Raw genomic sequence first — 22,182 nt, 5'->3', positions numbered from 1 at the left:
GTTTACAGTATCAGTTTACAGTCAAAAACTGATTCTTTACAAGCATAATAATATTTTAATAACATAATGACTGCCAGCTGAATACTGGCAGACTGAATACCAAATAAAATGGCATACGATAAATTTACAACACTAACAAGTACAGCATATCCATTACCAATTGAGAATGTAGATACAGATCAAATAATTCCGGCTCGTTTTTTAAAAGCGACAGAACGTGTTGATTTTGATACCAACTTTTTTAGAGATTGGAGATACAACCAAGATGGAACACCAAAAGCAGATTTTCCTTTGAACAAAGAAATTTATGCAGGTTCTAAAATTTTGGTAGGTGGTAGAAATTTTGGTTCAGGTTCGTCTAGAGAACATGCAGCTTGGTCTGTATATGATTTTGGATTACGTTGTGTAATTTCATCGGCTTTTGCAGATATTTTTAAGAACAACTGTTTAAATGTTGGGGTTTTGCCTGTGCAAGTTTCTGCAGGTTTTGCTGATAGCTTGTTTGATGCAATTATGGCAGATCCAAAAACAGAAATTAAGGTCGATTTACCAAGCCAAACTGTAACGTTAGTAGCTACAGGAGAAAGTGAATCTTTTGATATTAATACCTACAAAAAAGACAATATGTTAAATGGTTTTGATGATATTGATTATCTAAAAAATATTGAAGGAGAAATTGTTGATTTCGCAGAAACAAGACCTTTTTAGGTTTGATATTTATATAAAATTTTGTTTAATTAAATATGTCAGGTCGAGCGCAGTCGAGACCTAAGTTGAGTTCTCGACTGCGCTCGAACAGACAGCATAAAATTTATTATAAATAGAATTTTAATAATAAGAATCAAAATGAAAAACCTCAATTACTTTTCATAAACAATGACCAAGAGAAAGATTGAAATAATGGATACCACATTGCGTGATGGAGAACAAACATCAGGCGTGTCTTTTTCGGTTTCAGAAAAACTAACCATTGCAAAATTACTGTTAGAAGAATTAAAAGTAGATCGTTTAGAAATTGCTTCTGCAAGAGTTTCTGAGGGCGAATTACAAGCTGTTAAAAAAATTACTGCTTGGGCATCAGAAAATAATAATATCGATAAAATAGAGGTTTTAACGTTTGTTGATGGAGGAAAATCTATTGATTGGATGTTAGATACTGGTGCAAAAGTTCAGAATTTATTAACCAAAGGTTCTTTAAATCACTTAAAACATCAACTTAAAAAAACACCAAAAGAACATTTTGCAGACATTAAAGCGACTATAGATTTAGCTGCGAAAAATAATATTAAAACCAATGTGTATTTAGAAGATTGGAGCAATGGAATGCGAAATTCTAAAGCCTATGTTTTTGAATATTTAGACTTTTTAGTAACTCAAAATATAGAACGTATTTTATTGCCAGATACTTTAGGGATTTTAACTCCAAAAGAAACGTTTTTATATATTGATGAAGTCCGCACAAAATACCCAGAAATTCATATCGATTTTCATGGTCATAATGATTACGATTTAGGAGTTGCCAATGTTATGGAAGCTGTAAAAGCGGGTGCAAATGGTTTGCATTTAACGATTAATGGAATGGGTGAACGTGCAGGAAATGCACCAATGGCTAGTGTTTTAGCTGTTATTAAAGATTTTTTGGTTGATGTAAATATCACAACCAATGAAAAAGCATTACACAAAGTTAGTAAGTTGGTAGAAACATTTTCAGGATTTAGAATTCCTGTAAATAAACCAGTTGTTGGTGCCAATGTTTTTACACAAACTGCAGGAATTCATGCAGATGGAGATAACAAGCACAACTTATATTTTAACGATTTAATGCCAGAACGTTTTGGTAGAAAACGTAAATATGCTTTAGGAAAAACATCTGGAAAAGCAAATATTCAAAAGAATTTACAAGATTTAGGCATCAGTTTAAATGATGATGAATTAAAAAAAGTAACACAGAGAATTATAGAGCTAGGAGATAAAAAAGAGGTGGTTTCTCAAGATGATTTACCTTATATTATTTCTGATGTTTTAGATTCAGATACGATTGAGAAACGCGTTGTTGTAGAAAATTATGTTTTAGGACATGCAAAAGGCATGAAACCCTCTACAACATTACAACTAATTGTTGAAGGTGTTTTATATGAAGCCCATGCACAGGGAGATGGACAGTTTGATGCTTTTATGAACGCCTTAAAAAAGTTGTACAAAACACATAGTAAAAAAGAATTACCAGCTTTGATAGATTATGCAGTTCGTATTCCTCCAGGAAGTCATTCTGATGCTTTGTGTGAAACAATCATCACTTGGAAAAGAGAAAAAAACGAATTTATAACACGTGGTTTAGATTCAGATCAAACAGTATCTGCTATAAAAGCGACAGAGAAAATGTTGAATATTATATAAAATAAGTTTACAGTTGGCAGTTTTCAGTTGGCAGTTGGCAGTAGCAGTTTTCAGTTAGCTTGTTTGAGAATAAAATCAAGAACTGATTACATAGAAATGAAAGTTCACATAGTCTATGTTTTCTATGTTCCTATGTGGTCAATATTAATAAAGATTAAAAGAATTGTCAGTTCGAGTGATGTTCGATTTTTTGAAAAAATTGTATCGAGAACATTTTAAAATATAATAAGAATATTAGTAAAAATACAAATATCAGACTTAACTTGTTGAAGTCGAAATAAATAGAAATTAAATTGTCGCTTTTTTATTGTGCGAATAGCCAATCGTAAAAAGCAAAAAGCTTATATTATATGAAATTAAATATCGCATTATTAGCAGGAGATGGAATTGGTCCTGAAGTAATAGACCAAGCAGTAAAAGTATCAGATGCTATCGCAAAGAAATTCAATCATGAAATTACATGGAGACCAGCTTTAACTGGAGCTGCAGCCATTGATGCAGTTGGAGAACCTTATCCAGATTCAACGCACGAAATTTGTGCGTCTTCAGATGCAGTTTTATTTGGTGCAATTGGGCATCCAAGGTTCGATAACGATCCATCAGCAAAAGTACGTCCAGAACAAGGATTGCTAAAAATGCGTAAAAAATTAGGCTTATTTGCGAATGTTCGTCCAACGTTTACATTTCCTTCTTTGTTAGATAAATCACCTTTAAAAAGAGAACGTATTGAAGGAACAGATTTGGTTTTTTTACGTGAATTAACAGGTGGAATTTACTTTGGAGAAAAGGGTAGAAGAGATGATGGAGAAACAGCTTTTGACAACTGTGTATACACAAGAGCTGAAGTAATTAGATTAGCAAAAAAAGGTTTTGAATTAGCCATGACGCGTTCTAAAAAATTATGTTGTGTAGATAAAGCCAATGTTTTAGAAACATCGAGATTATGGAGAGAAACTGTGCAAGCTATGGAAAAAGATTATCCTGAAGTGGAGGTTTCTTATGAGTTTGTAGATGCAGTTGCTATGCGTTTAGTTCAGTGGCCAAATAGTTATGATGTGTTAATTACCGAGAATTTATTCGGAGATATTTTAACAGATGAAGCATCTGTAATTTCTGGTTCTATGGGCTTAATGCCAAGTGCTTCTTTAGGTGCAGATATTGGTTTGTTTGAACCAATTCACGGTTCTTACCCACAAGCAACTGGTTTAAATATTGCCAACCCAATGGCTACAGTTTTATCTGCAGCAATGATGTTCGAAAACTTTGGTTTACAAGCAGAAGGAAAAGCAATTAGAGATGCTGTAAATAGTGCTTTAGAAAAAGGAATTGTTACAGAAGATTTATCTGATGGCGCAAAAAGTTACGGAACTAAAGAAGTTGGTGACTGGTTAGCAGCGAATATTTAAGAAATATATTACAATAAAAAAATGTGTTAAAATTATATTTTAGAATATAACTTTAACGCATTTTTTATTTGAATTAGTTTTAAGAAACTTCTTCGATAACTTCTAATATTAGTTGACAACCTGCTATCAATTCTTCATCAGAAATTGTTAGTGGAGGTGTAATTCTCATGGCTTTTGCTTCAAACAACAAGAAGAATAAAATTAAGCCTCTGTCTAAACATTTTAGAACAATTTTTGCAGCTAATTCTGGCGATTCTACAATGGCAGCCAACATTAAACCTTTGCCTCTAATTTCTTTGATTTCAGGATGTTGTAAATGTTTTCTTATGATTTTTTCTTTGCGCAAACTTTCTGAAAGATACTCTTTCTCCAAAATTTCTGTAACTGTAGCAACAGCAGCTGCAGCAATTATGGGATGACCAGCAAAAGTAGAAATATGTCCTAATTTAGGATTGTCTTTTAATAAGCTCATATGTTCAAAAGAAGCAATAAATGCGCCAATTGGCATTCCACCACCCAAACCTTTTCCTGTAATTATAATATCTGGAACAACATTGTAATTTTCAAAACCCCAAAAAGTTCCTGTTCTACCAATTCCTGTTTGAATTTCATCTAAAATTAGTAACGCTCCAACTTCCTGGCAACGTTTTTTTACGTTGGATAAATAATCTTTTTGCGGCTCTATAAAACCTGCTCCACCTTGAATGGTTTCTAAAATTACTGCAGCAGTTTTTGTGGTGATTTGTTGCAAATCGAAATCAGAATTAAAAGCAATAAATTTTGATCCAGGAATTAAAGGTCTAAAAGCTGCATTTTGTTTTTCTACACCAGAAACACTCATGGCACCCATTGTGTTTCCATGATAGGAATTTTTTGCGGCAATAATTTCTGATCTATTGGTAACTCTTTTAGCTAGTTTTAAAGCACCTTCTGTAGCTTCTGTTCCAGAATTGGTAATATATATTGATTGTAAATTTTCAGGTAAAGTAGTTGCTAATAGTTTACATAAATCAACTTGTGGTTGTTGAATAAATTCGCCATAAACCATTACATGAGCGTACTTATCAACTTGATTTTTAATAGCTTCTGATACTTTTGGATGATTGTGTCCTAAACTATTGGCAGAAACGCCTGCAACAAAGTCTAAATATTTTTTTCCATCAACATCATAAATATAACTCCCATTTGCATGACTAACTTCTATAGCTAATGGATAAGGTGATGTTTGTGCTTGGTGTTTGTAAAAATCGGCTTTCGAATTACTCATTATCTTGCAACTTTGAAACTTTCTTTTTCTCCTTTAATTTTTTATCTTGAATAACTGCTGATGAATTTTTAGAAGACTTCTTTTTTAAGGGTGGTTTTTTGCCATCATTTTTATCAACTATAAAAATATCTTCCATTTTTTTAGGCTGTTCATCTTCTCTCCAAATAAAGTTTTTTAATTTTCTATCTTCATCAGGAAACATGGAAGGAGGATAGGTTTTACCTTCTGAAGCTTTTAAATATTTGATAGATTCAATTTCGCCATTATCAAAAACAAACTCAATATTGCTGGAGATTTCTTTGGTAATTGTTTCTAAAACATCAGTTTCTTCGTTTCTATTAAAGTAAACAGACTCTGCATTTCCTTCTACAAACAACGTTTTTAGCTTATTTTCTAGAAATTTTCCATACATATTTCTTCCTTTTATTTGGTTGAAATCGTCTTTAGATAAAGAATCTTTAGAAATAATAAAAGCGTTATTAAAAACCTTTAAAGAATCTAAGTTTTCGGTTTCTGTATTGGATTGTAGATAAATACTGTCTCCAGTAATTTGATTTTGATCCGACCAAATTACAGGGTTTCTATACATTTTTGTATAGCCAGTTGTTTGGTTTGTGTGGATAGAATCGCACTTTCCTTGCAAATCCGATTTAAATATTTTTACATTGTGATAGGTTCTTACAATTCGCTTTTTTGGTTTTCCAGTAACCAATAAAGTATCTCCATGAATAAACATCGAATCTTTATCAATAATTGAAATGGCAACCGCTTTTTTGATGATGTATAAGGAATCTTTCAATTCAAAAAGTTCAGCATAATTCCCTCTTGAAATAAAATTTTGAACGGTATCTATAATTTGAATATTGTTGGTGGCAGATGCAAAACCTCTTTTTTTATCATAATACAAACTATCACCTTCAATCGTTCTTTCTTTAGAATAGATTTTTGCGTTGTCTAAAAAGTGAGAAATATCGGTTTTGGTATCATAGAAACCTTTTTCGCAATAAATTCTATTCTCGTTTTGTGTGTTTGTAATGGTGGATGGTCCATACAAATACGTATGTCCAGTTTCTGTGTAATAATTTAAATGCTCGGATTCTAAATTATGTTCAGGATTTACGACTGTAACTCTTGTAGTTGCAATGAATTTTTTATCTTCTAAATAATAATTTCCGTATTTACTTTTTAAGGTATTGGTTTCGTCTTTTATAGTTGCATAACTTTGGTAATACAATTTTTGATTAATTCTGTCAAACTGCAAAGTATCTGTAGTTAACGTCATTGTTGGGTCTTTCAAGACTACATTTCCCCAAGAAAGTGCTTGTTTAGCATTCGCATCATAATCTGCATAATCGCTAGTTTGAGTAATGGTATCACCTTGTTTTATAAGAACGTTTCCAATGGCTTTAAAGAAATTTTGTTTTCTGTAGTACAATGCTTGTTGGCAAGTTAAATCAATGCCTTCATGATTCATTTGTACGTTTCCTATAAGCACAGTTGCTCCAGGATATTTCTCTTCATCAGCTTCTTGAATTTCAGCTTTGTATTCAATTTTTCTTGTTTCTTTCTCTTCTGTTTGAGAAAAAGAAAATAGTGTAGAAAAAGTCAGCAATAAAAAAAAGATTCTTTTCAAAAGGTTTGTTTTGCGACAAAAATAATGAAAAGAATATTGTTGCAACTTAAATAAAAGTGAAAGTTGATGATATTATTTGTTAATTAAAATCCTTCTTTTTACAATATTTTGAAAGAAGATTCCAAAAACACTTATTGGAATTAAGCCACTTACCAAAACAAGTGTAAGATAATAATTTTCGAAAATTGACAATTGTTGCCAATTACAGAAACCTTTATAAAAGATTAAAACTTCGGAAATAATAAAACCAAGAAGATAAATTTTTACCCAAAATTCAGATAGTTTTATCAACTTAAAATAGGCAAGAAATATAAACAAACTTAAACTGACCAAACCTAGAAATGTAAGGTGTAAATAACCAATAACAAAATCTATAATTTGTGAAATAAGGGTTGATAAATAAGGAATATCAGACAAAAATTGTAGTATAATTTTGGAGATAAAAAGAACATATATAAATTTAAATAATTGATATAAAAACGGCGTTAAAATTTCAGCTATTTGAGATTTAATTCCGATTAATATTTGATGAAATTGGAACAATGCTATCAGTTGAAAAATAACACCTAAAGTAGATAAAACAAAGATGTATTTTGGAGGATTTATCCATAGAAATGATAAAAACAAGGTAAGAAAACAACTGATTGTTAAGTTTCTATAAAAGGTAGAAAGTGTTTTTGTATCAATATTAATCTTGTTTTTTTCAATAAAGATTAAAAAGATTCCTAGTAAACAGAAAATAAACCAGCCATTATATTGAAAATGCAAATAGAAATAAATGGCATTTTTATACCAATGAGAAGTGTTTCCTAAAGTGTTCATGATAATTCCTAAAGCCCAAGGACCTATGCTAGAAAACACCATAAATAGGAGGGAAGTATTTATGAATTTATAAGAATAGCTTTTTTTTTCGCACGTATTATTTTTTCTAAAAAAAAGATAAAACCAATAAGAGCAAATTAAGAAAAGAGTAGAAAAAATAATTGAGAATACTGCATACCCAGTTATCGGAAAACTTAAAAGCATGCCTATAATTGTTATTTGCGTACACCAAAATACTCTTGAATACTTTTTTTGAACATCATCTTTAATACATAAATGAAAAATTAATGATGTTAAAGCAACATACACCCAACCTAAAAGTGCAATGTGAGAGTGTGTATGAACTAAATATTTATAGGTGGCATTTACATTGGCTACAGGAAAAAGGCGTAGTAAAATTCCTAAACTACTCGCAATTAAAAAATAGAAAAGGCTTACTAGAATTTGTTTTTTTATGGAAATCATTTTATAATTTCATTCAATTTATTATTTTTTGCAAATTCAGTTGCCATTTCTAAAATTGTTTTGTTTTTAAATTTATTTAGTAACTCATTTTTAAATGGAACATACAAATAATGCACTACACAAGGATTCTCTTCACTACATTCAGATTGCCCTAAGTAACATTGATCAAATTTTGTAATATCATCTACACAATCAATAATTTCATAAACTGTATTTTCTTTATCTTTTTTACTTAAATAAAAACCTCCATGAGGACCTTTTACAGATTTTATTAAACCTTTTTTTGTGAGTTCTTGCATTGTTTTTGCTAAAAAAGGTGCAGGTAATTCTAATTTTTCTGCAATAATTTTAGACCCTATTTTTTGCTCTTTTGTAGCATTATTGGTTAGGTATAAAACTGCAGCAATGGCGTATTTACTAGCTTTTGATAACATAAAATTCTTTTGGCTAATATAAAAAGATAATTTTATCTTTTTATATGATATTTATCATGTTTTTAAAAGTAATGAGATTGTATTTTTGTAACATAAAAAGATAAAAAGGTCTTTTTTAACTGAAGTAATACATTTAAAACGATACACTATGAAATTTTTAAAATTAGTCTGTTTGTTATTCATTGTAAGTTTGTTAGTAACAAGCTGTAAAAATGAATCAAAACAAGAAATAGCAATTGTAGATACTGCAAATATCTATGTTAAAGGAACTATGGATGCAGAATTAACATCACCCCCTTTTGTGCCAGCACCAGTTGGTAACAGATCTGCTAAAAAGTTGCTTGTTAATATGGAAATTATTGAAAAAGAAGGAACCATGACTGATGGTGTGCAATATTTATATTGGACTTTTGGAGGTTCTGTACCTGGAAGTTTTATAAGAACTAGAGTAGGAGATTTGGTTGAGTTTACCTTATCTAATCATCCAGATAATAAATTACCTCATAACATAGATTTACATGCAGTTACAGGTCCTGGAGGTGGAGCAGAATCATCTTTTGTTGCTCCAGGTCATGAAAAAACATTCTCTTTTAAAACTTTAAATCCTGGTTTATATGTTTATCATTGTGCAACTGCACCTGTAGGAATGCATATTGCAAACGGAATGTATGGTTTAATTTTAGTAGAACCAGAAGGAGGTTTGCCACCTGTAGATAAAGAATATTATATTATGCAAGGAGATTTTTATACAAAAGGAGCAACTGGCGAAAGAGGATTACAGCCTTTTGATATGACAAAAGCGATTAAAGAAGATGCAGATTATGTAGTTTTTAATGGTGCTGTAAATGCCTTAACAGGAGATAATGCAATTACTGCAAATGTGGGTGAAACTGTTCGTTTATTTGTTGGTAATGGTGGGCCAAACTTAACATCGTCTTTTCACGTTATTGGAGAAATTTTTGATAATGTACATGTAGAAGGTGGAGATTTAATCAATAAAAATGTGCAAACTACATCAATACCTGCTGGAGGTGCTGCAATTGTAGATTTTAAAGTAGAGGTTCCTGGTACCTTTATTTTAGTGGACCATGCAATTTTTAGAGCTTTTAATAAAGGTGCTTTAGGAATGTTAAAAGTTACAGGAGAAGAAAAAAAGAGTTTATATTCAGGTGTAAAACAAGAAGGAATTTATCATCCAGAAGGAGGAACAATTCAAACAATGCCTGAAACAAAAGAGACTAAGGAAAAAGTAGTGGCTGTTGTTAAAGAAAAATCATTGTTAAAGAAATTGAAAGATGGAAAACAAGTTTATATGAATACTTGTTTTGCATGTCATCAAGCAGAAGGTCAAGGAATACCAAATGCATTTCCTCCTTTAGCGAAATCAGATTATTTAAATGCTGATGTAAATAGAGCAATTGGTATCGTTTTAAATGGAAAAACAGGAGAAATCACTGTAAATGGTAAGAAGTATAACAGTGTAATGACGAGACAAACTTTAACAGAGGAAGAGGTTGCAGATGTTATGACTTATGTGTACAATTCTTGGGGAAATAATAAAACGAATGTTAGTATAAAAATGGTGCAAGAAGTTAAAAATAAATAAAACAAATTACAATGAAAATTATTTTAAGACTGGCAATTTTTTTGATATTTCTAAATTCAATAAATTTAAATTGTCAGTCTAAAATTGTAAAAATTAAAGGAGGAGAATATATTCCTTTATATGGTAGAGATTCTTTGATGGTTACTATTGATGATTTCTGGATAGATGTATATCCTGTAACCAATAAAGAGTATGTGGATTATGTGAAAAAAAAACCAAATTGGCAAAGATCTAAAGCCATAAAATTATTTGTTGATGAAAGTTATTTAAGAGATTGGCAAAATGATACACTTTTAAATGCAAATCAAAAATTGAATTCACCCATCACAAATATATCTTGGTTTGCAGCCAAAAGTTATTGTGAAAATCAAGGAAAAAGATTGCCAACTGTAGATGAATGGGAGTATGTTGCAATGGCAAATAAAACGATGCCAGATGCTAGATCCTTAAAAAACTACAACCAATTTATATTAAGTTGGTACGAAAAACCAAAAACATTTAATCAAACAATTGGTTCAACGTTTAAAAATTATTGGCAAGTGTACGATTTACATGGATTAGTTTGGGAATGGACCTCCGATTTTAATTCTGTTTTAATTACAGGAGAATCTAGAAAAGATGTAGATAAGGATAGTAATTTATTCTGTGGAAGTGCAGCTATAAATGCAACAGATTTAATGAATTATGCAGCGTTTATGCGTTATGCAATTAGAGGGAGTTTAAAAGCAAAATATACCATGAAAAACCTAGGTTTTAGATGTGTAAAAGATAATTAAAGAAACAATTATGAAATCAATAAAATTCATTCTATTATTTACAACACTCACATTGTTAGTTTCTTGTGATAAAAAAAGTAAAGACGAGACAGCTAAAATTGAATATCAATGTCCAATGAAATGTGAAGGTGAAAAAGTCTATTCAGAAAAAGGTACTTGTCCTGTTTGTGAAATGGATTTAAGACTCCTTTCAAAAGCATCAAAAAAAGTTTTAAGTACTGAGATTTCTGAAGAATCTATTTTTAATTTAACTTCAAGTTGGAATACAGAAGAAGGTAAAACCATCACCTTAAAAGAACTAAAAGGTAAAACTTTAGTTATGGTCATGGTTTATACTACTTGTAAAGCTGCTTGTCCAAGATTAACTGGTGATATGAGAAATATTGAGCAAAAAATTCCAGCAGAATATAAAGACGATGTTCAGTTTGTTTTTATTAGCATCGATCCAGAAAATGATACACCAGAAAAACTAAAACAATTTGCTGTTGACAATTATATAGATGGAGAACAATGGACGTTTTTACAAGGAACAGAAAGCAATGTTAGAGAATTTGCCAATGTTTTAGCTGTAAAATATAAGCAGATTTCACCCTTAGATTTTTCACATTCAAACATTATAAGTGTTTTTAATCCTGGTGGAGAATTGGTTCATCAACAAGAAGGTTTAGGAGTTGATAATAAAGAAACAATTGCAAAAATTATAGAAACAGTAAACCAATAATAATTTTATGAAAACTATTGAAACTAGAAAAGATGTTTCATTTCTTGTGCATGAGTTTTATGGCAAAATTAGAAAAGATTCTTTATTAGGACCTATTTTTAATAGTCATATTCCTGATGAAAAATGGCCAGAACATCTTTTAAAATTAACTGACTTTTGGGAAACGAATCTGTTTGGTGTTGCAAAATTTAAAGGAAACCCTACTCAAAAACATATTGCAGTAGATCGTAACTTAAACCATACTACAAGTCAAACTCATTTTGGGCAATGGCTGCAACTTTGGTTTGAAACATTAGACGAAAATTTTGAAGGAACTTTAGCGTTAAAAGCCAAAGAAGCTTCAAGAAGAATGGCACATGGGCAATTTATGGCAATGTGGAATCATCGTTAAAAATGCATTTTAAACAATTATTAAATTAAGCATTATGAAAACAGCAAACTTATATACCGATTTAGAATTCAATGAAAAAAGACCATTGATAAACGTACTATTTGAAACTCCTTTTACAAAAGAAATTAGAATAGCGATGCATAGTGGAACTGAAATGAAAAAACATAAAACATCGTTTCCTATTGTTGTAGAAATTGTAGATGGAACTATTGATTTTGGAGTTAATAATGAAATTTTAAATCTAAAAAAAGGAAGTTTAATTTCTTTGAATAGTAATGTTCCTCATGATTTAAATGCATTAGAAAATAGCATTGTTAAATTAACACTAACAAAAAATGATGAAATGAGTAGAGTTGAAAAAGTAATTGAAGGTTAATTTAACTTCTTAGATTTTTTTCACACATTATCGTAAATGGCGAAATAACTGAAAAATTAATCAGTTATTTCGCTTTTAGTTTTTATAGATGTTATAATTTTGAAAGCTTAAACAAAACAAATGAACTCACCTTTTGAAATGACCAAAGAAGAAATGACTTCTTATGGATATAAAATTGTAGATCAGATAGTTAATCACTTTACTGAAGTTGAACATAAAAAGCCTGTAAAAAAGGCTTCTCGTAAAGAAATGGACACCATTTTTTTAAGTGAAGCACCTGATGAAGCTACAAGTGCAGATGACGTATTAGATTTTGTAATGAAAAATGTAATGCCAAATAGTATTATTATTTCGCACCCAAAATCGTTTTCATTTGTACCTGGACCAAGTAATTTTATTAGTGCTATGTCAGATTCTTTGGCAACAGGTTTTAATATTTTTTCTGGTGGATGGAATATTGCTCCTGCAGCTGCTGAGTTAGAAATTGTAACCTTAAACTGGATTTTGAAAATTTTTAATTTTCCTGTTGAAAATGGTGGAGGTATTTTTACAAGTGGTGGATCTATGGCTAACTTAACTGCATTAACTACTGCAAGAAGAGTAAAATGTGGTGAAGATTTTTCGAAATCAATAATTTATTTGTCAGATCAAGCACATTCATCAAACATAAAAGCAATTCGAGTTTTAGGCTTTAAAAAAGAACAAATTAGAATTATTCCTACAGATATCGAGTTTAGAATTAGCATTAACAAACTAAAAAATGAAATTGCTAGAGATCGATTAAAAGGCAATGAACCCTTTTGCATTATTGCCACTGCAGGAACTACAAATACAGGAACTGTAGATCCTTTAGATACGTTAGCAGATATTTGTGAAAAAGAAAATTTATGGTTTCATATTGATGGTGCTTATGGTGCTGCAGCTATGTTATCAAAAAAAGGAAATCTTGCTTTAAAAGGTATTGAAAGAGCAGATTCTTTAACTGTAGATCCTCATAAATGGTTTTTTCAGCCTTATGAAATTGGCTGTTTAATTGTAAAAGATAAATCGTGGTTGAGTGGTACTTTCAGTGAAAAACCAGAGTATTTAAGAGATATTGAAGGGAATGAATCTGAAATTAATTTTTACGATTATGGAATTCAATTAACTAGAAGATTTAGAGCTTTAAAATTCTATATGTCTATAAAAACTTATGGTTTAAATGCGTTTAAAAAAGCGGTAACTTATAATATTGATTTAGCAGAAGAAACTGAAGATTTATTAAGAAAAAGTAGCAATTGGGAAATTGTATCGCAAGCAACTTTGGCCATCATCAATTTTAGATATAATCCTATTCATTTAGAATTACCCGAAGATAAATTAGACAAATTGAATCAAGAAATTTCTTCTAGAATGATTGATTCTAGAGAAGCATTATTAGTAACAACTATTTTACAAAATCAAGTGGTTATTAGAATGTGTTTGATAAATCCTAATACTACAATTCAGCATATAAAAGATACCTTAAATGAATGTAGTAATTTTGCAACAGAAATTTTAGAAGAGTGGAAGTAAAGCTACTTTTATCAATGTAAAAAAGCATCTTTTAGAATTTAAAAGATGCTTTTTTTTATGTAATTAATTGAATAAACTTATCTGTTAATTGTTTGTTTTCTATCTGGTCCAACAGAAACAATACTTACAGGAACTCCTGTTTCTTTTTCAATAAAAGCAACATAGTCCATTAAGTTTTTAGGCAATTGATCTGCAGAAGTCATTTTTGTTAAATCTTCTTCCCAACCTTTAAACTCTGTATAGTTTACAGAAACGTTTTCTGGTTCTATGTTATATGGTAAATGCGTAATTTCCTCCCCTTTATAATTGTAAGAAGTACAAATTTTTAAAGTTTTGAAACCAGAAAGTACATCTCCTTTCATCATCATTAATTGTGTAACACCATTTACATCTACTGCGTATTTTAAGGCTACTAGATCTAACCAACCACATCTTCTTGGTCTACCAGTTGTTGCACCAAATTCGTGCCCAACACTTGCCATTGTTTCTCCATCTTTGTCAAACAATTCTGTAGGAAAAGGTCCAGAACCAACTCTTGTTGTATAGGCTTTAAAGATTCCAAAAACATCACCAATTCTGTTTGGAGCAACCCCTAAACCTGTACAAGCACCTGCAGCTGTTGTGTTAGATGAGGTTACAAAAGGATAGGTTCCAAAATCAATGTCTAACAAAGAACCTTGTGCGCCTTCTGCTAAAATTGTTTTTTTATCTTTAATAGCTTGATTTAAAAACTCTTCGCTATCAATAAATTTTAATGTTTTTAGTTTATCAATTCCTTTTTTGAATTCATTTTCTAATTCTTTCAAATCATACTCAACCTGAACATCAAAAAATTGTAACATTTTTAAATGCTTTTCTGTTAAAGCATCGTATTTTTCTTTCCAGTTTTCTAATTCTAAATCACCAACTCGCATTCCATTTCTACCAGTTTTGTCCATATAAGTTGGACCAATTCCTTTTAAAGTAGAACCAATTTTTGCTTTTCCTTTAGATGTTTCAGAAGCTGCATCTAATAATCTATGTGTAGGTAAAATTAAATGTGCTTTTCTAGAAATTAATAATCTAGATGTATAATCGATATTGTGTTTGTCTAAATTCTCTAATTCTTTTTTAAAGATTACTGGGTCTATAACCACACCATTTCCAACAACATTTAATGCTGTTTTGTGAAAAATACCTGAAGGAATTGTGTGTAAAACATGTTTAAATCCGTCAAAAATTAAAGTATGTCCTGCATTTGGTCCACCTTGAAAGCGTGCAATAATATCGTAATTGTTGGTTAAAACATCTACAATTTTACCTTTTCCTTCATCTCCCCATTGTAATCCTAGTAATAAATCTACAGCCATTTTGTTTTGTGTAATTGTTTATTTGTATAATCGTTTATTTGTTTTTCTGCAGACTGATACTGAAAACTGCCTACTAAATATTGCTTATTCTTTTTTCTTAGTTGTTCCGTAAAAATAAAGTGAATGATTATGAATATCAATTTCAAAAATATCTTCAATCGTTTTTTTTATAATTTGAATCCTTGGATCACAGAATTCCTTTACTTCTCCAGTATCTGTAAAAATTACATGATCGTGATTTTTATCGAAGTAACTTTTTTCGTAACGAGCCATAGATTGCCCATCAAATTGATGCTTACGAACTAAATTACAGTCTAATAATAAATCGATGGTATTGTATAAAGTTGCTCTACTAACTCTATAATTTTTATTTTTCATTTTAATATAGAGCGATTCTATATCAAAATGCTCTTCAGCATCATAAATTTCTTGGAGTATAGCATAACGTTCAGGTGTTTTTCTGTGTTTATGCTCTTGCAGATAAGAGGTAAAAACTTTTTTAACTAGTTCTTGGTTTTCAAGAGAATTACTCATAATTTTAATTTTTACGAAACACAAATTTACTGTAATTTCTTAATAAACTTCTACTTTTTTATAAAATGATATTTACATTCTATTAACACGTTCTACAGTTTTTACTCCTTCTACTTTTTGAATACGTTTTATGAGCTTTTGTATTTGAGAACTATTTTTTACACTTAACGATATTTTACCATCAAAAACCCCTTCATCTCCAGAAATATTTATACTGTGAATAAAAACACCCATATTGCTAGATATAATTCGTGTAACGTTATTTACAATTCCACTATTATCTACACCATTAATATGTAAAATAGCTTTAAAGTCTTGCTTTGTAGAATCTATCCATTTAGCCAACATAACTCTGTAAGCATAATTAGATTGTAGAGAAATTGCATTTGGGCAATTTTTCTTGTGAACTTTTATACCATCATTTATAGTTAAAAATCCAAAAACTTTATCACCAGGAATTGGGTTACAGCATTTTGATAATGTATAATCTAATTTTTCTTCATCCTTACCAAAAACTAAAGCATCATATTTATGGGTAACTTCTTCAGTATTTTCTTGATTTTCTTTAGCAGATGGACTTCTTCTTAACTTTGTTTTAAAGAAGTTTAAAATACTACTATTTTTTTGTGATACAAAGGCTTTTAACTGTGTGTTGTCTATAGCACCATTTCCAAATCTGTAAAATAAATCGAAACTTGTTCTTAATTTAAAATAAACAACTAATTCGTTAATTGATTTTTCGTTAAAAGGAATTTTTAAATGACGTAATTTTCTTGTTAAAATAGCTTTTCCTTCCTCAGCAATTTGCTTTTCTTCATCTTTTAGAGCAGCTCTAATTTTAGTTTTTGCTCTTGCTGTTATCACAAAATCTAACCATCTAGAATTTGGTTTATTAGTAGAACTTGTAATCACCTCAATTTGATCTCCACTGCTTAAAGTATGACTTAAAGGAACTAATTTTCCGTTTACTTTTGCGCCTCTACATTTTAAACCAACATCTGTATGCACAGAAAATGCAAAATCTAAGGCAGAAGCATCTTTTGGGAGTGATTTTAGCTCGCCTTTTGGCGTAAAAACATAAATTTCTTTCGCATATAAATTCAGTTTAAAATCTTCAACAAAATCTACAGCATTAATATTCTGACTTTCTAAAGTTTCTTTTAATTTGTTTAACCAGCCTTCTAAACCACTTTCATTTTCCTCACCTTGTTTGTATTTAAAATGTGCAGCATAACCTTTTTCTGCAATTTCATTCATTCGTTCAGATCTAATTTGCACTTCTACCCATTGTGCATCTGGCCCAACAACTGTAATATGCAATGCTTCATAACCTGTAGATTTTGGTTGCGAAATCCAATCTCGTAAACGTGCAGGATTTGGTCTAAAATTATCGGTTACAATTGAATATATTTTCCATGCATCGTGTTTTTCATCTTCAGAAATTGGACTAAAAATTATTCTAATTGCATATTTATCAAAAACTTCATCAAAAGTTACATTCTGTTTTAGCATTTTTCTTTTGATAGAAAAAATAGACTTAAACCTACCTTTTATCTCATAATTAAAATTCTCTTTGCTTAAACCATTTTTAATAGTTTCTGTAAAACGTTCTAAATAATTTTGTTGTTCTTCTTTACTAGCTTTTACTTTGGCTACAATGCTATTGTAAACTTCTGGTTCTGTATATTTTAAGCCTAAATCTTCAAGTTCCGTTTTTATATTATATAAACCAAGTCTGTGTGCTAAAGGAGCATAAATATATAAAGTTTCAGAAGCAATTTTTACTTGTTTATCAGAAGGCATTGCATCCATAGTTTGCATATTATGCAATCTGTCAGCAATTTTTATCAAAATAACCCTAACATCATCATTTAATGTTAAGAGCATTTTTCTGAAATTTTCGGCTTGAATGGAGGCGTTTTGTTCTTTGTTTAAACGTGATATTTTGGTCAATCCGTTTACAATTCTTGCAATGGTTTCTCCAAATAAATGTTCAATATCTTCAACAGTATATTCTGTATCTTCTACAACATCGTGCAATAATGCAGAAGCAATTGAAACTGCTCCCAAACCAATTTCCATGGCTACAATTTTTGCAACTGCAATTGGATGAAAAATGTAAGGTTCGCCTGTTTTTCTACGTTGTTTAGAATGTGCATCTACAGCAATGTCAAAAGCCTTTCTAATCAGTTCTTTATCTTCTTTTGATAAAACTTCATAGGTGATTTTTAGTAAATCTTTATATCGACTTGCAATTTCTTTATTTTCTTCTTCTATGGTTGCTGTATATGCCATAAACTGCGCTGTTGGGTTCTTGTTAAATGTAAAGTGAAGTTAGGAAAACCTATTTTAACAGACAAGGATTAACGTTTATTAATTTTGATAAAAAAGATATTATTAAATGAAGGTGTTTTACAAATTTGGATTAAAAAAATGTGACACAGATTTGATGAGTTATGCTAAAGAAAATATGTTATTTGTCCAATTAGTGTAATTCGTGTCATTTTTACTTCTCTAAATTCTCAATTCTTTCCAACAGAGTTGGATGAGAATAATGCATAAAAACGTATGCTTTATGAGGTGTTAAATTACTCAAACTATTTTTTGATAGCTTTTTAAGTGATGTAATTAAAGGAGTTGCCTCAAAGGTTTCTTTGGCAAAATTATCTGCTTGATATTCGAATTTTCTCGACATATAATTCATAAATAAACCCGTAATTTCAGAAATTGGGGAATATAAAATTCCAAAAGCAATTAAGCCAATATGAAAACTTGGTATAGAAACTCCCAAAGCTTCTGATAATAAAGATGAATTTATAAAAAGAGATAAAATAAACAACGTTAATCCTGTGAGTAGGATAGAGGAAGCCAAATTAAAAATGATATGTTTTCTTTTATAATGACCAACTTCGTGTGCTAAGACAGCCACAATTTCATCAGTTTCTAAATCATTTATTAAAGTATCAAAAAGTGTGATTCTTTTTTGAGAACCAAAACCAGAAAAATAAGCATTTGCCTTTGTTGATCTTTTAGAACCATCAATTACAAAAATATTATTCAACGTAAAACCAACTTTTTGAGCATAATTTTCGATAGCAGTCTTTAATTCTCCATTTTCCAAAGGTGTTTGTTTGTTGAATAATGGTACAATTAATTTTGCATAAAACATATTCATGATTAAAGAAAAAACGGCGACTAAAGCCCAAGCATAGATCCAGAAATCTTTTCCTGCAAATTGATAAAACCAAATGATTATCGCTAAAACTCCTCCACCTAAAAGGATGCTCATCAACCAACCTTTTATTTTATCGAGCCAAAATAATTTCTTGGTAGATTTATTAAATCCAAATTTTTCTTCAATAACAAAAGTTTTGTAATACGAAAAAGGCGTTGTTAAAATATCTGAACCTAACATAATAACGCCAAAAAATATCAGCGCTACTAAAATAGGATTGTCTGTAAAACTTCTTGCAAAATCATCTACATATTTAAAACCATCAACAAAGAAAAAAACTAATGTCAATACAATTGAAAATGTAGATGATATGTTTGAAAATTTCTCATTCGTCTTTTTATACGCTTGAGATTTCTTGTATGCTGTTTCATCATAAACATCCGCTAATTTTGCTGGAATTTTATCATCAAAATGTTTCGCGTTTAAAGTATCTAAAATTTTATCAATAATAAAACTGATACTAATGATTGAAACTAGAATATAGAAAAGTGTGTTTGGTTGCATTTTAATTTGTTGATTATTATTTTATTTGTAAATGAATATGATCATCATGTCTTACAGCTTTGCAACCATGAAACCTTATTTTAGAGTTTTTTAAATTCATTCTTATTTTAAGGTGAGGTTCAATAAATATTTTGCCTATTTCAGGTTGTTTTAAAATAGAGTTTAATAAATCTTTAGTTGCTTTTTCAGAAAATAGAATTTCTTTATTGATTTTTCCAAAAGATAAATATTTAGGAAAATCATACTGCCAATATCCTTTTTTACTACAGATATCAAATTGTTTAATTTCTTTTTTCTTTGGATTTTCATAAACTCCATAACCACTAATTGAAGTTTTTTTGTTGGTGATTTCTCCATTGTTTAATTCATATATTAAAGATAAATCTATTTTTTTTCCATCATTATGACTCAAATGAGGAAGAAGAGGGAATTTATCAATAAATGGAAAATTAGCATCTAAATAAATAATTTTAATTCCTTTTTGTTTCTTTTCAAAGTTGATAGAAATTTTTTGGAGCACATTATTTAACGATGGTTTTACATAATTTCGGTTAAGTAATTTGGTGAAAAATGTATTTGCTTGAATTATTTCAGTCTCTTTAATCTTTTCACGACCAAATAACTTAGCAATATGAGGAACTACGAAAAATGTTGAAAATAAATATAATGCTACAAATGTAAAGATTCGTTTTAGATTTCTTTTTTCTGTATTATTTTTAATAACTAAAATAGCTGCAAAATATAAAATTCCTCCAATTTGTGTTACAACAGTTAAAAGTATAATGATTATAAAATGGAGTAACTTTTTCATCAATATTAAATGAAATTTATATGAAAATTTAATAAACAGATTTTATAAAAGAACTACTTATCTTTTTTGTGAGCATACATTGCAGCACCAATAATACCAGCATTATTTTTAAATTCAGCAACTTTTACTTTCACATCTGCATTTAAAAACTCTTTAAAACCATCGAATCTTTTGCTAATACCACCACCTAAAATAATTAAACTTGGCGAAAAAACAATTTTTGTGTAATTCAATAATTCATCAAATCTTAACGCCCATTTTTTTAAAGTTAAACCTTCTTTTTTTCTAACCGAATCTGCAGTAAAATGTTCAATAATCTTTCCATCTGAATGGAGCATTTTACCCAATTCTAAATTCGGAATTAATTGACCATTAAAAAATAAACCAGAGCCAATGCCTGTACCAATCGTAATAACAATAACAACACCTTTTTCCTTTTTTCCAGCTCCTAAACTAACTTCTGCAAGTCCAGCCAAATCAGCATCATTACTTACATAAAAAGGAAGTTTACATTCTTTTTTAAAAAGTTTATCAACCTTAACATTTAACCACTTTTCGCTTAAATTTCCAGTATGAATACATTTGCCATCTACAATAGTTGTAGGAAAACTACAACCCACTGCTTTTTTCCAATCAAAATGTTTTACAATTTCTTTAACCGCTTTTGCTACAGCTTCTGGTGTTGCTGGTTTTGGCGTAGGAATTCTGTGTCTTTCAGATAATAATTCTCCAGTTTTTGTATCTACAATTGCAGCTTTCATTCCTGTTCCACCAATATCTATTCCTAATATTTTCATTTTTTTGTGCTATAAATTATATTTTCTGCTACGAATTCACGATTTTTTTATCTAAAAATAAATTTTTTATTGATTTCAAATTTAGTTAAAATTAAGTGAATTCGTATTTTTCACTTTAGTTTCTTAAACTTATCAGCCACGAATTCACGGATTTGATTTAAATATATTTATTATGCTTCGTATTTCACAAAGCAGACTTTTAGTCTGCAAAAAATCGATGAATTTAACCTAGATATTGGCTTGTTTTTTTAGTAAACTAAAAAAGAGAATCCAATTTTAATTTGTGTATTTGTGGCAATTATTTTTTAAAATTTCTTTGTCTTTTCGCTTCAAAAATCACAATAGCAGCAGCCACAGAAACGTTCATAGAATCTATGTTGCCTTGCATAGGTATGTTGATGTTTTGAGTTGCTTTTTCTCGCCAAATTTCAGACAAACCAGTAGCTTCTGTTCCAACTACAATTGCAGTTGGTTTTGTGTAGTTTTCTTGATGATATTCGTTAGAATTCTGCAAAGTAGTTGCATACACATCAATATTATTTTCTTGTAAAAAAGCAATAATTTCTTCTGAGGAACCCATGGCAATTTGATTGGTAAAAACACAACCAACACTAGAGCGAATAATATTTGAGTTGTATAAATCGCTTTTAGGATCTGCAATAAAAACGGCATCAATATTTGCAGCATCTGCAGTTCTTAGCAAAGCACCAATATTGCCAGGTTTTTCAATACCTTCAGCAACTAAAATTAATGGATTTTCGTTTTTGAAAACAATATTTTTTAAGGAGAAATCTTTCGCTCTAACAACCCCAATGATGCCTTCTGTAGATGCTCTGTAGGCTAATTTTTGATATACTTCTTTAGAAATAATAGTTCTATTGATGTTTTTATTAAAAAGGTGTAGAATTTCTTCTTCGGATATAAAACTTTCTAAAAATAAAACATCTTCAAATTCATAGTTAGCAGCAATTGCTAAAGAAATTTCTCTTTTACCTTCAACTAAAAATAAACCTTGTTTTTTACGTTCACGAGATTTCTCTTGAATTTTTAGTAAATTTTTGATGTAAGAATTCTGGATGCTTGTAATTTCCTTCATTAGTACAA

At 29.8% G+C, this 22,182-nt stretch carries 20 protein-coding genes; 9 read left to right on the top strand and 11 right to left on the bottom strand.

All coding sequences use genetic code 11. From position 1 onward, the window contains the following. Positions 1 to 108 precede the first annotated feature (108 nt). From leuD to leuB, 3 genes are all read left to right on the top strand, one after another. A complete protein-coding gene (gene leuD / locus LPB03_RS04235) occupies positions 109 to 708 on the top strand; it encodes a 3-isopropylmalate dehydratase small subunit (RefSeq protein ID WP_065319121.1) in 600 nt (199 codons plus the stop codon). 168 nt (positions 709 to 876) lie between these two features. Next, the gene (locus LPB03_RS04230; RefSeq protein ID WP_065319122.1) at positions 877 to 2,397 is read left to right on the top strand and encodes a hydroxymethylglutaryl-CoA lyase-like TIM-barrel protein; all 1,521 of its coding nucleotides are present in this window, start codon (positions 877 to 879) and stop codon (positions 2,395 to 2,397) included. A 350-nt stretch (positions 2,398 to 2,747) separates the two neighbouring features. After that, complete coding sequence (leuB, locus tag LPB03_RS04225; protein ID WP_065319123.1) at positions 2,748 to 3,803, top strand: 3-isopropylmalate dehydrogenase; 1,056 nt, start codon at positions 2,748 to 2,750, stop codon at positions 3,801 to 3,803. Between the two features lie 79 nt (positions 3,804 to 3,882). Here leuB and LPB03_RS04220 read toward each other — a convergent pair whose 3' ends face one another. The 4 genes from LPB03_RS04220 to LPB03_RS04205 all read right to left on the bottom strand — a co-directional run bounded on the left by LPB03_RS04220 (position 3,883) and on the right by LPB03_RS04205 (position 8,424). Next, positions 3,883 to 5,070 (bottom strand): aspartate aminotransferase family protein, encoded by a 1,188-nt coding sequence (locus tag LPB03_RS04220; protein ID WP_065319124.1) that lies wholly within the window; start codon positions 5,068 to 5,070, stop codon positions 3,883 to 3,885. Next, entirely contained in the window at positions 5,063 to 6,703 is a 1,641-nt protein-coding gene (locus LPB03_RS04215) for an OstA-like protein (RefSeq protein WP_170324205.1), read from the bottom strand. The genes LPB03_RS04220 and LPB03_RS04215 overlap by 8 nt, the downstream gene beginning before the upstream one ends. Before the next feature lie 72 nt (positions 6,704 to 6,775). Beyond that, positions 6,776 to 7,990, bottom strand: a complete 1,215-nt coding sequence (locus LPB03_RS04210; protein ID WP_065319125.1) for a hypothetical protein — start codon at positions 7,988 to 7,990, stop codon at positions 6,776 to 6,778. Next, a complete protein-coding gene (locus LPB03_RS04205; protein WP_065319126.1) occupies positions 7,987 to 8,424 on the bottom strand; it encodes an RrF2 family transcriptional regulator in 438 nt (145 codons plus the stop codon). The genes LPB03_RS04210 and LPB03_RS04205 overlap by 4 nt, the downstream gene beginning before the upstream one ends. Before the next feature lie 148 nt (positions 8,425 to 8,572). Between LPB03_RS04205 and nirK the strand changes: the two genes are divergently transcribed. The 6 genes from nirK (at position 8,573) to LPB03_RS04175 (ending at position 13,848) form a co-directional block, all read left to right on the top strand. Continuing rightward, a complete protein-coding gene (nirK, locus tag LPB03_RS04200; RefSeq protein WP_065319127.1) occupies positions 8,573 to 10,030 on the top strand; it encodes a copper-containing nitrite reductase in 1,458 nt (485 codons plus the stop codon). Positions 10,031 to 10,041: 11 nt separating this feature from the next. Next, positions 10,042 to 10,806, top strand: a complete 765-nt coding sequence (locus tag LPB03_RS04195) for a formylglycine-generating enzyme family protein (RefSeq protein ID WP_065319128.1) — start codon at positions 10,042 to 10,044, stop codon at positions 10,804 to 10,806. Positions 10,807 to 10,816: 10 nt separating this feature from the next. Next, the gene (locus tag LPB03_RS04190) at positions 10,817 to 11,527 is read left to right on the top strand and encodes an SCO family protein (protein WP_065319129.1); all 711 of its coding nucleotides are present in this window, start codon (positions 10,817 to 10,819) and stop codon (positions 11,525 to 11,527) included. 7 nt (positions 11,528 to 11,534) lie between these two features. Then, complete coding sequence (locus LPB03_RS04185) at positions 11,535 to 11,918, top strand: group III truncated hemoglobin (protein ID WP_065319130.1); 384 nt, start codon at positions 11,535 to 11,537, stop codon at positions 11,916 to 11,918. 34 nt (positions 11,919 to 11,952) lie between these two features. Next, positions 11,953 to 12,294: a cupin domain-containing protein gene (locus LPB03_RS04180; protein WP_065319131.1), complete on the top strand. Its 342-nt coding sequence runs from the start codon at positions 11,953 to 11,955 to the stop codon at positions 12,292 to 12,294. 120 nt (positions 12,295 to 12,414) lie between these two features. After that, complete coding sequence (locus tag LPB03_RS04175; protein ID WP_065319132.1) at positions 12,415 to 13,848, top strand: pyridoxal phosphate-dependent decarboxylase family protein; 1,434 nt, start codon at positions 12,415 to 12,417, stop codon at positions 13,846 to 13,848. Between the two features lie 77 nt (positions 13,849 to 13,925). Here the strand turns inward: LPB03_RS04175 and LPB03_RS04170 are convergent, their stop codons facing one another. The 7 genes from LPB03_RS04170 to LPB03_RS04140 all read right to left on the bottom strand — a co-directional run bounded on the left by LPB03_RS04170 (position 13,926) and on the right by LPB03_RS04140 (position 22,174). After that, a complete protein-coding gene (locus LPB03_RS04170) occupies positions 13,926 to 15,197 on the bottom strand; it encodes an adenylosuccinate synthase (RefSeq protein ID WP_065319133.1) in 1,272 nt (423 codons plus the stop codon). Positions 15,198 to 15,281: 84 nt separating this feature from the next. After that, positions 15,282 to 15,731, bottom strand: a complete 450-nt coding sequence (locus LPB03_RS04165; RefSeq protein WP_065319134.1) for a Fur family transcriptional regulator — start codon at positions 15,729 to 15,731, stop codon at positions 15,282 to 15,284. 72 nt (positions 15,732 to 15,803) lie between these two features. After that, positions 15,804 to 18,026 (bottom strand): RelA/SpoT family protein, encoded by a 2,223-nt coding sequence (locus LPB03_RS04160; protein ID WP_065319135.1) that lies wholly within the window; start codon positions 18,024 to 18,026, stop codon positions 15,804 to 15,806. A gap of 211 nt (positions 18,027 to 18,237) precedes the next feature. Then, positions 18,238 to 19,470: a M48 family metallopeptidase gene (locus LPB03_RS04155; RefSeq protein ID WP_065319136.1), complete on the bottom strand. Its 1,233-nt coding sequence runs from the start codon at positions 19,468 to 19,470 to the stop codon at positions 18,238 to 18,240. Between the two features lie 16 nt (positions 19,471 to 19,486). Continuing rightward, complete coding sequence (locus LPB03_RS04150; protein WP_065319137.1) at positions 19,487 to 20,281, bottom strand: hypothetical protein; 795 nt, start codon at positions 20,279 to 20,281, stop codon at positions 19,487 to 19,489. A gap of 53 nt (positions 20,282 to 20,334) precedes the next feature. Beyond that, positions 20,335 to 21,078 carry a polyphosphate--glucose phosphotransferase gene (gene ppgK / locus LPB03_RS04145; RefSeq protein WP_065319138.1) on the bottom strand — a complete coding sequence of 248 codons (744 nt, stop codon included), beginning with the start codon at positions 21,076 to 21,078 and terminating at the stop codon, positions 20,335 to 20,337. A 298-nt stretch (positions 21,079 to 21,376) separates the two neighbouring features. Then, a complete protein-coding gene (locus LPB03_RS04140) occupies positions 21,377 to 22,174 on the bottom strand; it encodes a TrmH family RNA methyltransferase (RefSeq protein WP_065319139.1) in 798 nt (265 codons plus the stop codon). Positions 22,175 to 22,182 lie beyond the last annotated feature (8 nt).

Origin of the sequence: Polaribacter vadi (genome assembly GCF_001761365.1) — a bacterium.
GTDB lineage: Bacteria > Bacteroidota > Bacteroidia > Flavobacteriales > Flavobacteriaceae > Polaribacter > Polaribacter vadi.
This window is presented reverse-complemented; position numbering and strand designations above follow the sequence as displayed.

What these genes read in the sequence shown, in the direction of transcription:
- LPB03_RS04185 (WP_065319130.1), top strand. Translation starts at nt 11,535, where the DNA reads ATGAAAACTATTGAAACTAGAAAAGATGTTTCATTTCTTGTGCATGAG.
- leuD (WP_065319121.1), top strand. Translation starts at nt 109, where the DNA reads ATGGCATACGATAAATTTACAACACTAACAAGTACAGCATATCCATTA.
- LPB03_RS04165 (WP_065319134.1), bottom strand. Translation starts at nt 15,731, where the DNA reads ATGAGTAATTCTCTTGAAAACCAAGAACTAGTTAAAAAAGTTTTTACC.
- nirK (WP_065319127.1), top strand. Translation starts at nt 8,573, where the DNA reads ATGAAATTTTTAAAATTAGTCTGTTTGTTATTCATTGTAAGTTTGTTA.
- ppgK (WP_065319138.1), bottom strand. Translation starts at nt 21,078, where the DNA reads ATGAAAATATTAGGAATAGATATTGGTGGAACAGGAATGAAAGCTGCA.
- LPB03_RS04205 (WP_065319126.1), bottom strand. Translation starts at nt 8,424, where the DNA reads ATGTTATCAAAAGCTAGTAAATACGCCATTGCTGCAGTTTTATACCTA.
- leuB (WP_065319123.1), top strand. Translation starts at nt 2,748, where the DNA reads ATGAAATTAAATATCGCATTATTAGCAGGAGATGGAATTGGTCCTGAA.
- LPB03_RS04175 (WP_065319132.1), top strand. Translation starts at nt 12,415, where the DNA reads ATGAACTCACCTTTTGAAATGACCAAAGAAGAAATGACTTCTTATGGA.
- LPB03_RS04230 (WP_065319122.1), top strand. Translation starts at nt 877, where the DNA reads ATGACCAAGAGAAAGATTGAAATAATGGATACCACATTGCGTGATGGA.
- LPB03_RS04220 (WP_065319124.1), bottom strand. Translation starts at nt 5,070, where the DNA reads ATGAGTAATTCGAAAGCCGATTTTTACAAACACCAAGCACAAACATCA.
- LPB03_RS04155 (WP_065319136.1), bottom strand. Translation starts at nt 19,470, where the DNA reads ATGCAACCAAACACACTTTTCTATATTCTAGTTTCAATCATTAGTATC.
- LPB03_RS04170 (WP_065319133.1), bottom strand. Translation starts at nt 15,197, where the DNA reads ATGGCTGTAGATTTATTACTAGGATTACAATGGGGAGATGAAGGAAAA.
- LPB03_RS04210 (WP_065319125.1), bottom strand. Translation starts at nt 7,990, where the DNA reads ATGATTTCCATAAAAAAACAAATTCTAGTAAGCCTTTTCTATTTTTTA.
- LPB03_RS04190 (WP_065319129.1), top strand. Translation starts at nt 10,817, where the DNA reads ATGAAATCAATAAAATTCATTCTATTATTTACAACACTCACATTGTTA.
- LPB03_RS04160 (WP_065319135.1), bottom strand. Translation starts at nt 18,026, where the DNA reads ATGGCATATACAGCAACCATAGAAGAAGAAAATAAAGAAATTGCAAGT.
- LPB03_RS04180 (WP_065319131.1), top strand. Translation starts at nt 11,953, where the DNA reads ATGAAAACAGCAAACTTATATACCGATTTAGAATTCAATGAAAAAAGA.
- LPB03_RS04150 (WP_065319137.1), bottom strand. Translation starts at nt 20,281, where the DNA reads ATGAAAAAGTTACTCCATTTTATAATCATTATACTTTTAACTGTTGTA.
- LPB03_RS04195 (WP_065319128.1), top strand. Translation starts at nt 10,042, where the DNA reads ATGAAAATTATTTTAAGACTGGCAATTTTTTTGATATTTCTAAATTCA.
- LPB03_RS04140 (WP_065319139.1), bottom strand. Translation starts at nt 22,174, where the DNA reads ATGAAGGAAATTACAAGCATCCAGAATTCTTACATCAAAAATTTACTA.